The sequence below is a fragment of the Streptomyces sp. NPDC051133 genome (assembly GCF_040682635.1).
In the GTDB taxonomy this organism is placed as follows: domain Bacteria; phylum Actinomycetota; class Actinomycetes; order Streptomycetales; family Streptomycetaceae; genus Streptomyces.
The window spans coordinates 243,710-257,051 of record NZ_JBFBBK010000003.1 but is presented as its reverse complement, the minus strand read 5'-3'; the positions used below and the strand labels follow the sequence as shown (position 1 = coordinate 257,051).

Below are 13,342 nucleotides of genomic sequence, written 5' to 3'. Positions count from 1 at the left end.
CGATGGTGCTTCGCGTGCCGAAGGCTGAGCTGCCGGCCGAGCTCAGCGCGAACATGATCAAGCAGCTCGGTGCCGTGCCCGAGCCCGTCGAGGTGGCGTTCAACGTGCCCGACGTCGCCACGGCCAACCTGGAGTTCTCGGCCAGGGTGGCCGAGTGGAGCGCTGCCGAGGCGAGCCTCAAGTCGTTCGCGCACATGGCTGTCGCCGCGCAGGTCGGCTGCAGCTGATGCCTGGACATCGGCTACTTCCAGGCACTGAACGAGAAGCTGGACCCGGCCAAGGCGAGCCAGGTGCCGCGCTGGCGGGAGTCGGAGGTGTTCTCGCCACTGGAGCGGGACGTGATGGAGTACGCCGAGGCCATGACGGACACGCCGACCACCGTCACCGACGAGATGTCGGCGAGCCTGCTGGAGCGGATCGGCCCGGCGGCGCTGGTCGAGCTGACCGTCTTCATCGGCTTCGTCAACCTGGCGACCAGGACGAACACGGCGCACGGCATCACGTCACAGGGCTACGCCGACGCGTGCGAGATCCCGCTGGCGGCGCGTCCGCAGGCGTCCGGGGCGGCGTCCACCGCATGACCGAGGACCCGTTCGTCGCCCACCGCGGCCTGCTGTTCACGGTCGCCTACGAGTTGCTCGGGTCGGCGGCCGACGCCGAGGACGTGCTCCAGGAGTCCTGGCTGCGCTGGGCCGACGTGGACCGCACGCAGGTGCGCGACCCGAGGGCGTACCTCGTGAGGACCGTGACACGGCAGGCGCTCAACCGGCTGCGCACGTTGTCGCGCAGCCGCGAGGACTATGTCGGCGAGTGGCTGCCGGAGCCGTTGCTGACCAGTCCTGATGTCGCCGAGGACGTCGAACTCGCCGAGAGCGTCTCGATCGCGATGCTGACCGTCCTGGAGACGCTCGGCCCGACCGAGCGCGCGGTGTTCGTGCTCCGCGAGGTGTTCGAGCTGCCGTACGGGGAGATCGCCGAGGCCACCGGCAAGTCCGCCGCCACCGTGCGGCAGATCGCCCGGCGGGCACGCGAGCATGTGACGGCCCGTCGGCCACGGGTGCGGGTGAGCCGGGCGGAGCAGCGGGCCGTGGTGGAACGGTTCCTGCTCGCCCTGCGCACCGGGCGGCTGCAGGAGATGCTGGAGATCATGGCGCCGGACGTCGTCCTGATCGCCGACGGCGGCGGGGTCGTGGCGGCCGTGACGGTCCCGGTCCACGGTGCCGGACCGGTGGCTGAGCTGCTCGCGCGCGCGAACCAGGCGGTCGCCTCCCTGGAGACGACGACCGTGTGGCTCAACGGCGCCCTCGCGGGCCGGATCGAGTTCGACGGCGAGCCGGCGGCGGTGAGCCTCGCGGTGGAGGACGGACGGATCACCGGCGTCTACGTGGTGCGGAACCCGCACAAGCTGACCCGGCTCGACGCACCTGCCGAACTCACCAGGTGACCCCTGCCGTTCGGTCACGGCTCGGTGTCTCTCCGGACGGTGACGGGGAAGTCGACGTGGCGGAAGGGGTTGGGCAGTCCGTGCTCGGCGGCCCGGGCGGGGTCGTCGACCCGGGTGAAGGCGCGGATCAGGCTCTCCTTGACGCCGAAGACGGCGTCGGAGTCCAGGTACCGGGAGCCGTCGACGAACAGATGGGTGGTCAGGGTGCGGATGCCGGGCGCGGACACCTCGATGTGCAGGTGCGCGGCGCGGTTGGCATGCCGTCCCGTGGCCCTGAGCAGACGGCCGACGGGGCCGTCGGTGGGGATGGGGTAGCAGTTCGGCACGATGGTGCGGAACCGGAACCGGCCGTCGTCATCGGCGGTGAACAGTCCGCGCAGATTGCGGTCCGGCACCTCGCCGGGCCGCTGCACGTCGTAGAAGCCGTCGGCGTCGGCCTGCCACACGTCCACGCGCGCGCCCGCCACCGGGTGGCCGTCGGCGTCCATGACCCGGCCGGTGACCAGACACGGCTCACCGCCCTGCCCGGCCTCGTCGATGCTGTCGCCGAGCGCCCGCGGCGGCGAGTCGACCAGGTGGAAGGGGCCCTCCACGGTCGACTCCGTGAACCGGCCGTCCGCCGGGTTGTTCAGCGTCTCCACCAGCATCGACACACCCAGCACGTCGGACAGCATGATGAACTCCTGCCGGGTGTCGTCGCACGTGCGGCCGGTCTCGGTGAGGAAGCGGACGCCCGCGGCCCACTCCTCGGTGGTCAGCCCGACCTCCTTGACGAAGGCGTGGGTGTGCCGCACCAGCGCGCCGAGGACCTGCCGCAGGCGTTCGTCGGCCGTGCCGGCGAAGCTCGCGGCGACGATCTCCGCGGAACGCTCCGCCTCGAACAGCCCGGACGGCGGGGCCGGGGCGGGCGCAGGGGTCGGGTCCAGGATGTGGTCGGTCATCTCTCCGCTTCCCGGCCGGCCGCGACGCGCGGGGCTCCGCGGCGGCCTGATGGTGGGGTACCCCGTCGACCAGGTCCCCGAGTGGATGCGCGCACACCACAGCGACGGTGTCCCCGGACCGGTCGCGGATGCGGCGGACGGCCTCGTGCGGGGCGCGAGGCCGGTCGGGATCAGCGCTCGCAACGGCCGGCCCCCGGGCACCGGCGCCGCGGCCTCGGTGCCCGCGCGGACCGCTTCGCCGCCGTCCGCCGCCGTCCGCCGGTGCTGGGAGCGGAGCTGCGGGGGGAAGGCGTTCGAGGCCGACGAGCCCGGCGGTTCCCCGGCTTGCGGCGCGCTGGTGCCGACGGCCGGTGCACATGGCCGTACCGGTCCGGGGCGTGGGCCGGTGCGGCCCGCGCGGCCCGGCGGCCGGCCTCGATCGCGGCGACGATGCCGGCCGGGCCGCCCGTGCGCTCGAAGCGCCACCGCGACGCAACGCCCGGGTCGGCGAGGCATCCGCTCCGCGGGGGATCGTCCGGCGGCGCGGCGGCGACGGCCTCGCGCGGATGCCGTACGGCCCGGTCCACCGCCCGGGCGTCGGCCGTCCGCCCGGCACGCGGCATCAGCTCCCTCGCCGGGCCGTGCGGGTCCGGGGCGTGATGCGTCCTCATGTCCCGATCCTCTCCGTTCCGTACCGGCCGTAAGTGCGGTTCCGCGGTAGTCATCGGAGCCGCTCCCGCCGGGGGGTCCGCGGCCCGGGGTGGGGGCAGCCCCCCGGGGCGGTGTGGGGGCAGCACCCGGGGCGTTCCGGTGCCTGGCAGGCTGTTCCGGCGGGAGCGGCCTGACCAGGATCGATGCCATGACGATTTCCACTCACGCCTCCGTCGCGACCGGAGCGCCCGACGCCGGTTCCCGTCCGTCCGGTACCGGAGGCGGCAGCGACTTCGCCCGGCTGTCCCGCCGCATCACCGAGGCGGGACTGCTGGAGCGGCGCCCCGGGTACTACGCGGTGCGGCTCGGTCTGGTGATCGCGGCGCTGGCGGCCGGCTGGGGAGCGTTCCTGGCACTCGGCGACACCTGGTGGCAGCTGGCGGTGGCCGGTTTCCTGGCGCTGGTCTTCGGCCAGGTCGCCCTGGTGGCTCACGACCTGGCGCACCGGCAGGTGTTCCGGCGCGCCAGGCCGAGCGAGACATGGGGCCGGCTGTTCGGCAACCTCGGCATCGGGATGAGCTACGGCTGGTGGATGAACAAGCACACCCGCCACCACGCCAACCCCAACCACGAGGAGCTCGACCCCGACGTCGCCCCGGACATCCTGGTCTGGTCCGCCGCACAGGCCCGCGACAGCCGGGGACTCGCCCGGCTCATCGGCGGCCACCAGGCGTTGCTGTTCTTCCCGCTGCTGACCCTGGAGGGATTCAACCTGCACGTCGCGAGCGTGCGGGCGCTGCGCTCGCCGTCCATGAAGCACCGGCTGCGGGAGGCGGCCCTGCTCCTTGTGCACATCGCCGGCTATCTCTCGGCGCTGTTCGTGGTGCTGCCGCCCGGCAAGGCGGTGGCGTTCCTCGCCGTGCACCAGTGCCTGTTCGGCGTCTACCTCGGCTGCACCTTCGCACCGAACCACAAGGGCATGCCGACGTTCAGCGGTGACGAACGCCCCGACTTCCTGCGACGCCAGGTGCTCACCTCCCGCAACGTGCGCGGCGGCCGGCTCACCGACGTGATGCTGGGCGGCCTCAACTACCAGATCGAGCACCATCTGTTCCCGAGCATGCCCACGCCCCACCTCCGACGGGCCCAGGCCGTCGTGCGCCGGTACTGCGCGGAGATCGGCGTGCCCTACCACGAGACCGGACTGCTCCGGTCCTACCGCGAGGCCCTGACCCATCTGCACAAGGTGGGAGAACCGATCCGGAACGGGCGCAAGCGGAAGGTCACCACCTCTGACACACCGTGACGGCCGAGGTGCCCCCGGCGGCAGGGATGCCCCGGGCGACCCCTGGGGCAACAATGTCTCCCAGGGGCAGACCCGGCCGCGGGAGGCGTCATGAGCACTTCAGCAGAGCCACGAGTGTCCGGCCTTGAGGTCCGGTCCATCGACTACGTCCCCCTGGACGAGCGGCACGGGAAACTCTGGCATCTGGGCCCGCTGTGGTTCATGTCCAACGCCCAGATCGCCACCCTGGCCGTGGGCCTGATCAGCATCACCCAGGGCGGCAACCTGATCTGGTCGCTGCTGGCCATCGCCGCCGGCACCGTCATCGGCACCTTCTTCATGGCCTTCCACTCGGCGCAGGGCCCCCAGCTGGGACTGCCGCAGATGATCCAGTCCCGGCCGCAGTTCGGGTACGTCGGCGCCCTCCTGGTGTGGCTCTTCGCCTATGTGCAGTACGCGGGATTCAACGTCTTCAACAGCAGCCTGGCCGCGGACTCCCTGGCCACGACCCTGCACGGCGGTGTCAAGCTGTGGGTGGTCGTGGTCACCGTGATCGCGCTCGCCATCGCGCTGGTCGGCTACGACGTCATCCACAAGGCCGAGCGGTTCCTCACGTACACCTTCCTGGTCATCTTCGGGATCTTCACCGTCGGTGTCCTCGTCACCCTGCGCTACCCGCCGGGCTCCTTCGACCTGGGCGCCTTCAAGTGGACGCCGTTCCTGGCGCAGTTCGGGGTGGTCGCCGGCTACCAGATCAGCTGGGCGATCTACGTCTCCGACTACTCCCGCTACCTCCCGCCCGACGTCACCGTCCGCAAGACCTTCTACTGGACGTACTTCGGCTCCGCCCTCGGCGGTATCTGGCTGATGGTGCTCGGTTCGCTGCTGGCCGACTGGGCCGGCAAGGACTTCGAGACGATCAAGTCGATCAACGCCGCCGGCGACAAGGTGTTCGACGGCTTCGGCGCGGTCGTGCTGCTGTTCTCCGCCCTGGGCCTGGTGTCCGTCACCGCGTTGAACATGTACGGCGGCTCGCTGACCCTCATCAGCGCCATCGACTCGTTCAAACGGGTCCGGCCGACCCTGGCCGTGCGCCTCCTCACCCTCGGCCTGACCGCGGCGCTCTCGCTGGTCGGTGCCCTGGCCGCGACCGCCAACTTCCTCACGAACTTCAACAACTTCCTGCTGCTGGTGCTCTACCTGTTCATCCCGTGGACCGCGGTGAACCTCATGGACTACTACGTCGTGCGCCGTGGGCACTACGCCATCGCGGAGATCTTCAACCCGAACGGCATCTACGGCCGTTGGGGCTGGCACGGCATCATCGCGTACCTGGTCGGCTTCGCCGTGATGATCCCGTTCTTCTCCGTCGGCACCCTGTACGTCGGCCCCGCCGCCAGGGCGCTCGGCGGGGCCGACATCTCGCTGTTCATCGGCCTTCCGGTCTCCGCGCTGCTCTACTGGTGGCTGACCCGCTCGATCGACGTGGCGGCGGAGACCCGCATCGCCCGCGCGGAGGCGGAGGCGCTGGAGCAGGCGGCACACGAGCACCGCGAGCCGTGACCCGCCGAACGCCGTTGAGCCCGAACGCTAACGAATGCGACAAATGGGTACTTCGGGTGCAGGCAGACGCCGACGGCGCACGGGTGCCGTCAGCCCGCCTCGGGGTTCTGGCCAGCGAGTCCGTGGGCTCGGGGAGCGTCGGCCTCTGGTCCTGCTCTGGTCGAAGGGATCCGGACATGAACGAGGACACGAGGAGCCTGCACGAACAGCCGGCCCAGGGGAGCCCGCCCCCGGTGGTCCAGGGCGATCCCGCCCCGCTGGGTCTGGCGGGCTTCGCGCTGACCACGCTGCTGCTGTCGATCGTCAACACCGGTCTGCTGAAGGAGGCCGCCGCCATCCTGCCGGTCCTGGCACTGGCCGCGTTCTACGGCGGCGCCGCCCAGTTCGCCGCGGGCCTGTTCGAGTTCCGCCGCGGCAACACGTTCGGCGCGACGGCGCTCGTCTCGTACGGCGCCTTCTGGCTGTCCTACTGGTGGCTCGCGCCGCGCCTGGCGCTCGCCGGCGGCGCGCACAACGCGCTCGGTCTCTTCCTGCTCGGGTGGTGCATCTTCACCGCCTTCATGGCCATCGCGGCGCTGCGCGTCAACGTCGCCGTACTGGCGGTGCTGGTGCTGCTGACGCTCACCTTCCTCTTCCTGGCCATCGGCGCCTTCCAGGGCGGGCCGGAGCCGCACGCCATGACCCAGGTGGGCGGCTGGTTCGGCATCGGCACCGGCCTCGTCGCCTGGTACGCCGCGGCGGCGACCGTGATCAACGCGACTCACGGCCACCCGATGGTGCCCGTGGGCACGCGCGGGCCCGCGCCGAGCCGGCCGCGCGCGACGAGCGTCCCGCCCGAGAGGTGACGGGAACGCCGCGCACCGGGACGTACCCGCACCGGAACCCGCCACGGACCGGCGGAACGGCGGCCGGGACAATCCTCGTCATGAACGACGACACGCCTGACGCCGAGACGCGCCTGACCAGGATCGAACGGCTGCTGGAGAGCGGCGAGCGCGAACTGGTCCCGGCCTGGCGACGCGCGACCCGCGGTGAGTCGCGCTGGGTGGTGACCGTCGTCATCCTCGCCGCGGTCGCCCTGCAGTGGAGCCTGCCGCACCGGCTCGTCCTCCTCCGTCCGGTGTGGGCCCCGCCCGCCCTGGAACTGGCGCTGCTCGCCGGTCTGGTCGCCGGCAACCCCCGCCGCGTGGAGCCCCGCACCCGGAAGCTGCGCATGCTGGGCCTGGCCCTGACCGGTGTCATCACCGTGGCCAACGGCTGGGCGGCGGTCCGGCTCGTGGGGGACCTGGTGACCGGCGGCGCGGGTGACGAGGCGGTGCCGCTGTTGCTGACCGGCGGCGTCATCTGGGTCACGAACGTCATCGTGTTCGCCCTGTGGTACTGGGAGTGGGACCGGGGCGGCCCGATGGCCCGGGTCCGGGGCCGGCGCCAGTACGCCGACTTCCTCTTCGTGCAGATGCAGAGTCCCGAACTCGCGCCCCCGGACTGGGAACCGGCCTTCCTCGACTACCTGTACCTCTCCTTCACCAACGCCACCGCCTTCAGCCCGACCGACGTCATGCCGCTGACCCGGTGGTCGAAGATGCTGATGATGCTGCAGTCCTCGGTGTCGCTCGTGACGGTGGTCCTGGTGGTCGCCCGGGCCGTCAACATCCTGAAGTAAGACACACCACCTCTGCGAAGGACCTCACCTGCTCATGCCCCACCACTGGACCGCACGGCCCGAGACCGGCACCGACGTCCCGGCCGTCCGGGAGATCGACCTCGCCGCCTTCCCCACCGCACAGGAAGCCGACCTCGTCGACGCCCTGCGCGCCGACCCGGCCGCGTGGATCGAGGGACTGTCCGTCGTCACCACCGACGGCGACGGCACGCCCGTCGGACACGCCCTGCTGACGCGCTGCCACATCGGTGACACCCCCGCCCTGTGCCTGGCACCCGTCGCCGTGCGGCCCGAGCACCAGCGCACCGGCGCCGGCTCCGCCGCCGTCCGCGCCGTCCTCCAGGCCGCCCGGGAGCTGGGCGAGTGCTACGTCGTCGTCCTCGGACACCCGGCGTACTACCCGCGCTTCGGCTTCACCCGCGCCTCGGCGCACGGCATCCGCCTCAGCATCGACGTCCCGGACGAGGCGCTCATGGCCCTCACCCTCGACGACGCCCACCCGCTGCCCGGCGGCACCGTCCGCTACGCCGCCCCGTTCGGCATCTGACCCTTCCCGCCCGCGTCCTCCCCGGCCGCCGGGGGGGGACCGTACAGTCTCCCGTCACCGGCCGTCCGCCCGGAGGCGGCAGCGTGGCCCCATGACGTACGACCGCATCACCTCCGTGGACGCGCTGATGGCGCTGCTGGCCGGCTGCGAGGACGTCTGGGACACCCCGGACAGGTCCGGGGACCCGGTGGACATCCTCGACCACGGCCTCCAGGTCGCCGCCCTGCTGGCCGCGAGCCATCCGGACGACGAGGAACTGCAACTGGCCGGGCTCGTCCACGACATAGGCCACCACCTGGTGCCCGCCGACGAGGCGGGACACGGCCGGCACGCCGCGGCGGCGGTCGAGGGCCTGCTGGGGGCGCGGGTCGCCCGCCTGGTCGCCGCGCACATCCCGGCCAAACGCTATCTCGCCGCCGCCGACCCGCAGCTCGTGCTCTCCCCGGAGAGCGCCCGCACCCTCGGGTGCCAGGGCGGCCCGATGACCGCGCGGGAGGCGGCGGCCTTCGAGGCGGACCCCGACTTCCCGGCGGCGATCGCACTGCGCCGTGCCGACGACGCGGGCAAGGTGGTGGGACTGCGGGTGGCGCCGCTTCCGTCCTGGCGCCCCGTGGTGCGGCGAGTCGCCGCCGGGGTGGCGGCGAAGAGGTGACCGAGAAATCCTGACCGGGGGAATCGCCTCCTTGTCGGATCGTTCAACAATCGGCTACGTTCGGAGTGTGATCGACCTCAACGCAGACCTCGGTGAGGGTTTCGGCCGCTGGACCCTGACCGACGACGAGGCCCTGCTCTCCGTCGTGACCAGCGCCAACGTCGCCTGTGGCTTCCACGCCGGCGACCCGTCGGTGATGCGCCGCGTCTGCGACCTCGCCGCCGAACGCGGCGTACGGATCGGGGCACAGGTCTCCTACCGCGACCTGGCCGGCTTCGGCCGGCGCGCCATGGACGTGCCGGCCGGGGAACTCACCGCCGAGACGGCCTACCAGATCGGCGCCCTGCGGGTCTTCGCCCAGGCCGCCGGGGCCGAGGTGGCCTACGTCAAGCCGCACGGCGCGCTCTACAACCGCACCGTCCACGACGCCGAGCAGGCCGCCGCCGTGGTCGCCGGCGTGCGACTGGCGGGCGGGGCGCTGCCGGTGCTGGGCCTGCCCGGGTCGCGGCTCCTCTGCGCGGCCGGGGAGGCGGGCCTCACCGGTATTCCGGAGGCCTTCGCGGACCGCGCCTACACCCCCGCGGGCACGCTGGTCCCGCGCCGCGAACCGAACGCGGTGGTCACCGACGGCGACGCGGTGGTGAGGCGTTCGGTGGCGATGGCCGTCGACGGCCGGGTCGAGGCCGTGGACGGCTCGACCGTCGCGGTGGCCGCCCGTTCGCTGTGCGTGCACGGCGACACACCCGGCGCCGCCCGGATCGCCGCACGCGTGCGTGAGGCCCTCGCGGCGGCCGGAGTCGAGGTCAGGGCCTTCGCATGACGTCGGACCGGCTCCTGGACGTGCGCCCCGCCGGGCGGCACGCGCTGCTCGTCGAGCTGCCGGACGCGGAGCGCACCGCGGCCTTCCACGCCGAACTGCTGCGGCGCCGCGCGGCGGGAACCCTGCCCCCCGTCGAGGAGATCGTGCCGGGAGCCCGCACCGTGCTCCTGGACGGCGTGCCGGACCCGGAGGCACTGGCGCGCCGGATCGCCGGGTGGGACGTGCCGCCCCGGGCCGCCGACGCCGGGGGAGCCGTGGAGATCCCCGTACGCTACGACGGCCCGGACCTCACCGAGGTGGCCGCCCGGTGGGGCGTCGGCGCCGACGAGGTCGCCGCACGGCACTCCGCGTACACCTACCGCGTCGCCTTCTGCGGCTTCGCCCCCGGTTTCGGCTACCTCACCGGCCTGCCCGCGGCCCTGCACGTCCCGCGCCGCGACACACCGCGCACCCGGGTCCCGGCCGGCGCGGTGGCGCTCGCCGGCCCCTACAGCGCGGTGTACCCGCGTGCCACCCCGGGCGGCTGGCAGCTGATCGGCACCATGCCGGACCCGGCACCGCTGTGGGACCTCGGCCGGGACGAACCGGCGCTCCTCACCCCGGGGGCCCGGGTGCGGTTCGTGCCCGAGGACGGCGCGTCATGACCGCCGGGCTCACCGTCGTACGCGCCGGCGCCCTCACCACCGTCCAGGACTCCGGCCGGCGCGGCCACGCCCATCTGGGCGTCCCCCGCTCCGGCGCCCTCGACGCGGCCGCCATGGCGCTGGCCAACCGGCTCCTCGGCAACGACCCCGCCGCCGCCGTGCTGGAGGCCACGCTCACCGGGTGCGCCCTGCGTGCCGACCGCGCCGTGACCGTCGTGGTCGGCGGCGCGCCCTGCCCGGTGACGGTCGACGGGCGCCCGGTGGCCTGGGGAGCGCCGGTACGGGTGCCCGCGGGAGCCGTCCTGGACGCCGGCGGGGTGCGAGCGGGCGTGCGCGCGTACGTGGCCGTCGCCGGCGGCATCGCCGTCGATCCGGTCCTCGGCAGCCGGTCGACGGACCTGCTGTCCGAACTCGGCCCGGCCCCCCTGCGCGACGGGGAGGTCCTGCCGCTGGGCACCCCCGCGCGGCGGGCGGCGCCCGCCGACACCGCTCCCTGGCCGGCACCGCCCACCGCGCTGACCCTGCCGCTGCGGCTCGGCCCCCGCGCCGACTGGTTCACCCCCACCGCGCTGCACACCCTCACCTCGGCGACGTACCGCGTGTCGCAGCACAGCAACCGCATCGGGCTACGGACCGAAGGACCGCCCCTGGAACGCGCGTCGGAGGGCGAGCTGCCCAGCGAGGGCATGGTGCTCGGCGCCGTCCAGGTGCCACCGGACGGGCGCCCGGTGGTGTTCCTGCACGACCACCCCACCACCGGCGGCTACCCGGTGATCGGCGTCGTGCCGGAAGCCGCCCTGGCGGCAGCGGCCCAGGCCGCGGCGGGGACACCGGTCCGTTTCACACTCGGGTGACCTCCCGGCCGACGGGACCCGAGCCACCCGCCGGCCGGCCGCTGCCGTGCCGGGTGCCCGGTGGTGGGCGATTCTGGAGGGGTGCGCCGACTCCCGGCGGACTACGCCGCCTCGGGCCGACGGGCGGTACGCGTGACGCTGGTCGCCGCGGCCGGGTTCTACCTCTTCCGCTACGGCCTCGACCGCCCCGTCGCGGCCACCTATGCCCTGTTCGCCGCCGTCGCCCTGGGAGGACTCTCCAGGATCCCGGGCACGGGGCGCCAGCGCGCCGCGCTGGTGCTGCGCCTGGTCCCGGTGTGCTGGGTGCTGGTCGTCGCCGGCACCTATCTGTCGGTGCGGACCTGGAGCGCCGTCCTCGGCATGCTGGCCGTCGGCTTCACCCTGGCCTTCTCCGCCGTGGGCGGTCCCGGACCGGCCGGCGCGGCACCCGGCCTGCAACTCCTCTACATCCTCCCGTCCTTCCCGCCGTACGCTCCCGACACGCTCGACGACCGGCTGATCGGGACGACCACCGGACTCGCCCTGTTCATCGCCGTGGAGGCGCTCGTCTTCCCCGAGCCCAGCCCGCCCCCGTACCGGGAACGGGCCGCCCACGCCGCGGGGATCGCGGCCCGCTGCGCGACGCGCCTCGCCGCACCCCCGCACGCCCTGACCGACGCGGAGATCCGGGTCGCCCACGAGACCGGCACCTCGCTCCGGTCCCTGATGGTGCCGGAGGCGGAACGTCCGGCCGGACCCGGAGTGCGCGACCGCGCCCTCGCGCACACCGGGCTCGCCACGCGCGCCCTCCTCAGCCGGCTCGCGCAACTGCCCGCCGCGCCGGACGGGCGTCCCGGGCCCGAGGTGACGGCCGTCCTGTCCGCCGTGGCCCGGCTGGCCACGGCGACCGGGGACTGCCTGCGGGCGGGGCCGTCGCCGGCGGCCGAGGTCGAGGAACTGGTCGGGGCACGCGCCCGCCTGTCGGCCGCTTCCGCGGGCCCGGCCCAACCCGACTCGCCCGCGCCGGCCTACCCGCCGCCCGTACTGCGCCGGCACGCCGCCGTCCTGGAGATCGCCGACGCCGCGCTCGCCATGGGCGCGGCGTCCGATCTCGCGGTACGCGGCCGGCACGCCGAGGCCGAGATCCCGCTGGGCCGGTTCTGGTACGCCACGGCGTGGGCGCCGACCCTGTGGTGGCACCGGGTGCGCGGCCACACCGAGCGCCGGTCGGTGTTCTTCCAGAACGCGATCCGCCTGGCCCTGGCCCTGACCGCGGCCCGGCTCGTCGCCGGGGTGGACACGCTGCCCCACGGCTTCTGGGCCACGCTGGCGACGCTCACCCTCACCCGGACCACCGTGGACGAGACCTGGAGCACCATCCGCCGGGCGCTCACGGGCACGCTGGCCGGGGCCCTGCTCACCGCCGGAGTGCTGGCCCTGGTGGGGCCCCACACCAACGTGTACGCCGTCGTACTGCCGCTGTGGATGCTGTTCGCCTTCACCGTGGGCCCGGTCAAGGGCGTCGGCTGGGCCCAGGGCATGTTCACGGTCCTCGTGGCCCTGGTCTTCGCCCAGCTGGCGCCGCCGACCTGGCGGCTGGCCGAGGTCAGGATGCTCGACGTACTGGTCGGCAGCGCGATCGGCGCCGTCTTCGGCCTGCTGGCCTGGCCGCGCGGGGCCCATGACGAGCTGCGCCATGCGGCGGCGGAGCTCCTGCGCAGGGCCGCGGAGATCGTGGTGGCGACCGGGGCGTCGGTGGCGGGAGGCGGTGCCGTCGTCGCCTCGTCCGGTGCGCCCCGCCACCGGTCGCTGCAGCACGCGGTCGTGCTCGCCGAGTCCGCGTACGCGCAGTTCCAGAGCGAGCCGCACTCCTTCGGCGGCCCGGCGCACGGAGCCGCGCTGCGCGCCGTGGACTGGCAGGCCACGCTGATGGCCGGACACCACACCCTGTGGGGATCCGACCGGCTGCTGAAGCCGCCGCTCACCGGGATGGGCCCCGTCGCGGCCGAGTCCGTCAACGAGCTGGGGGAGCGGGTGGCCGGGCGGATGCTGCTGGTCTCGGCGGCGCTGGACCCCTCGGGCGACACGCCCACCGGGCAGGTCCCGCTGATCGATCCGACCCTCGACGGCTTCGGCACCGAGCCGCCCGGTGCACCGCGGCTGTACTACGCGACCGTGTCGTGGCTGGACTCGCTGATGGCCGATATGACCAGGATCGCCCGAGGCGGTCCCGGTCCGGACGGTGCTCCGAGGCCCCCGCGGCCGCCCCACGCCTGACCAGGCCCTCGACGCTGTCCCATACCTGTTCAACACCCCTCGA

General features: G+C 73.7%; 13 protein-coding genes and 1 pseudogene. 12 read left to right on the top strand and 2 right to left on the bottom strand.

Features of this window, described 5'->3' with window-relative positions:
• Positions 1-2 precede the first annotated feature (2 nt).
• Both AB0N17_RS05615 and AB0N17_RS05610 read left to right on the top strand, forming a co-directional pair.
• Positions 3-581: pseudogene (locus AB0N17_RS05615) on the top strand (carboxymuconolactone decarboxylase family protein).
• The gene (locus AB0N17_RS05610) at positions 578-1,444 is read left to right on the top strand and encodes an RNA polymerase sigma-70 factor (protein ID WP_366009828.1); all 867 of its coding nucleotides are present in this window, start codon (positions 578-580) and stop codon (positions 1,442-1,444) included. The pseudogene AB0N17_RS05615 and the gene AB0N17_RS05610 overlap by 4 nt, the downstream one beginning before the upstream one ends.
• A 14-nt stretch (positions 1,445-1,458) precedes the next feature.
• On the opposite strand, the gene AB0N17_RS05605 is transcribed toward AB0N17_RS05610, so the two are convergent.
• Together AB0N17_RS05605 and AB0N17_RS05600 are read right to left on the bottom strand one after the other, a co-directional pair.
• Positions 1,459-2,385 (bottom strand): dioxygenase, encoded by a 927-nt coding sequence (locus AB0N17_RS05605; RefSeq protein WP_366009827.1) that lies wholly within the window; start codon positions 2,383-2,385, stop codon positions 1,459-1,461.
• Between the two features lie 170 nt (positions 2,386-2,555).
• Positions 2,556-3,035 carry a hypothetical protein gene (locus AB0N17_RS05600; protein ID WP_366009826.1) on the bottom strand — a complete coding sequence of 160 codons (480 nt, stop codon included), beginning with the start codon at positions 3,033-3,035 and terminating at the stop codon, positions 2,556-2,558.
• A gap of 188 nt (positions 3,036-3,223) precedes the next feature.
• Between AB0N17_RS05600 and AB0N17_RS05595 the strand changes: the two genes are divergently transcribed.
• The 10 genes from AB0N17_RS05595 to AB0N17_RS05550 all read left to right on the top strand — a co-directional run bounded on the left by AB0N17_RS05595 (position 3,224) and on the right by AB0N17_RS05550 (position 13,299).
• Positions 3,224-4,321: an acyl-CoA desaturase gene (locus AB0N17_RS05595; protein WP_366009825.1), complete on the top strand. Its 1,098-nt coding sequence runs from the start codon at positions 3,224-3,226 to the stop codon at positions 4,319-4,321.
• A 90-nt stretch (positions 4,322-4,411) separates the two neighbouring features.
• Positions 4,412-5,863, top strand: coding sequence for a cytosine permease (locus AB0N17_RS05590; RefSeq protein WP_366009824.1), 1,452 nt, complete (start codon positions 4,412-4,414; stop codon positions 5,861-5,863).
• Between the two features lie 176 nt (positions 5,864-6,039).
• Positions 6,040-6,708, top strand: a complete 669-nt coding sequence (locus tag AB0N17_RS05585; RefSeq protein WP_366009823.1) for an acetate uptake transporter — start codon at positions 6,040-6,042, stop codon at positions 6,706-6,708.
• 80 nt (positions 6,709-6,788) lie between these two features.
• Entirely contained in the window at positions 6,789-7,526 is a 738-nt protein-coding gene (locus AB0N17_RS05580; protein ID WP_366009822.1) for a hypothetical protein, read from the top strand.
• A gap of 34 nt (positions 7,527-7,560) precedes the next feature.
• Complete coding sequence (locus AB0N17_RS05575; protein ID WP_366009821.1) at positions 7,561-8,073, top strand: N-acetyltransferase; 513 nt, start codon at positions 7,561-7,563, stop codon at positions 8,071-8,073.
• 91 nt (positions 8,074-8,164) lie between these two features.
• Complete coding sequence (locus tag AB0N17_RS05570; RefSeq protein ID WP_366009820.1) at positions 8,165-8,725, top strand: HD domain-containing protein; 561 nt, start codon at positions 8,165-8,167, stop codon at positions 8,723-8,725.
• Positions 8,726-8,792: 67 nt separating this feature from the next.
• The gene (locus AB0N17_RS05565; protein WP_366009819.1) at positions 8,793-9,545 is read left to right on the top strand and encodes a 5-oxoprolinase subunit PxpA; all 753 of its coding nucleotides are present in this window, start codon (positions 8,793-8,795) and stop codon (positions 9,543-9,545) included.
• The gene (locus AB0N17_RS05560) at positions 9,542-10,189 is read left to right on the top strand and encodes an allophanate hydrolase subunit 1 (protein WP_366009818.1); all 648 of its coding nucleotides are present in this window, start codon (positions 9,542-9,544) and stop codon (positions 10,187-10,189) included. Before AB0N17_RS05565 ends, AB0N17_RS05560 begins: the two co-directional genes overlap by 4 nt.
• A complete protein-coding gene (locus AB0N17_RS05555; protein WP_366009816.1) occupies positions 10,186-11,043 on the top strand; it encodes a biotin-dependent carboxyltransferase family protein in 858 nt (285 codons plus the stop codon). The genes AB0N17_RS05560 and AB0N17_RS05555 overlap by 4 nt, the downstream gene beginning before the upstream one ends.
• A gap of 81 nt (positions 11,044-11,124) precedes the next feature.
• Entirely contained in the window at positions 11,125-13,299 is a 2,175-nt protein-coding gene (locus tag AB0N17_RS05550; protein WP_366009815.1) for an FUSC family protein, read from the top strand.
• Positions 13,300-13,342 lie beyond the last annotated feature (43 nt).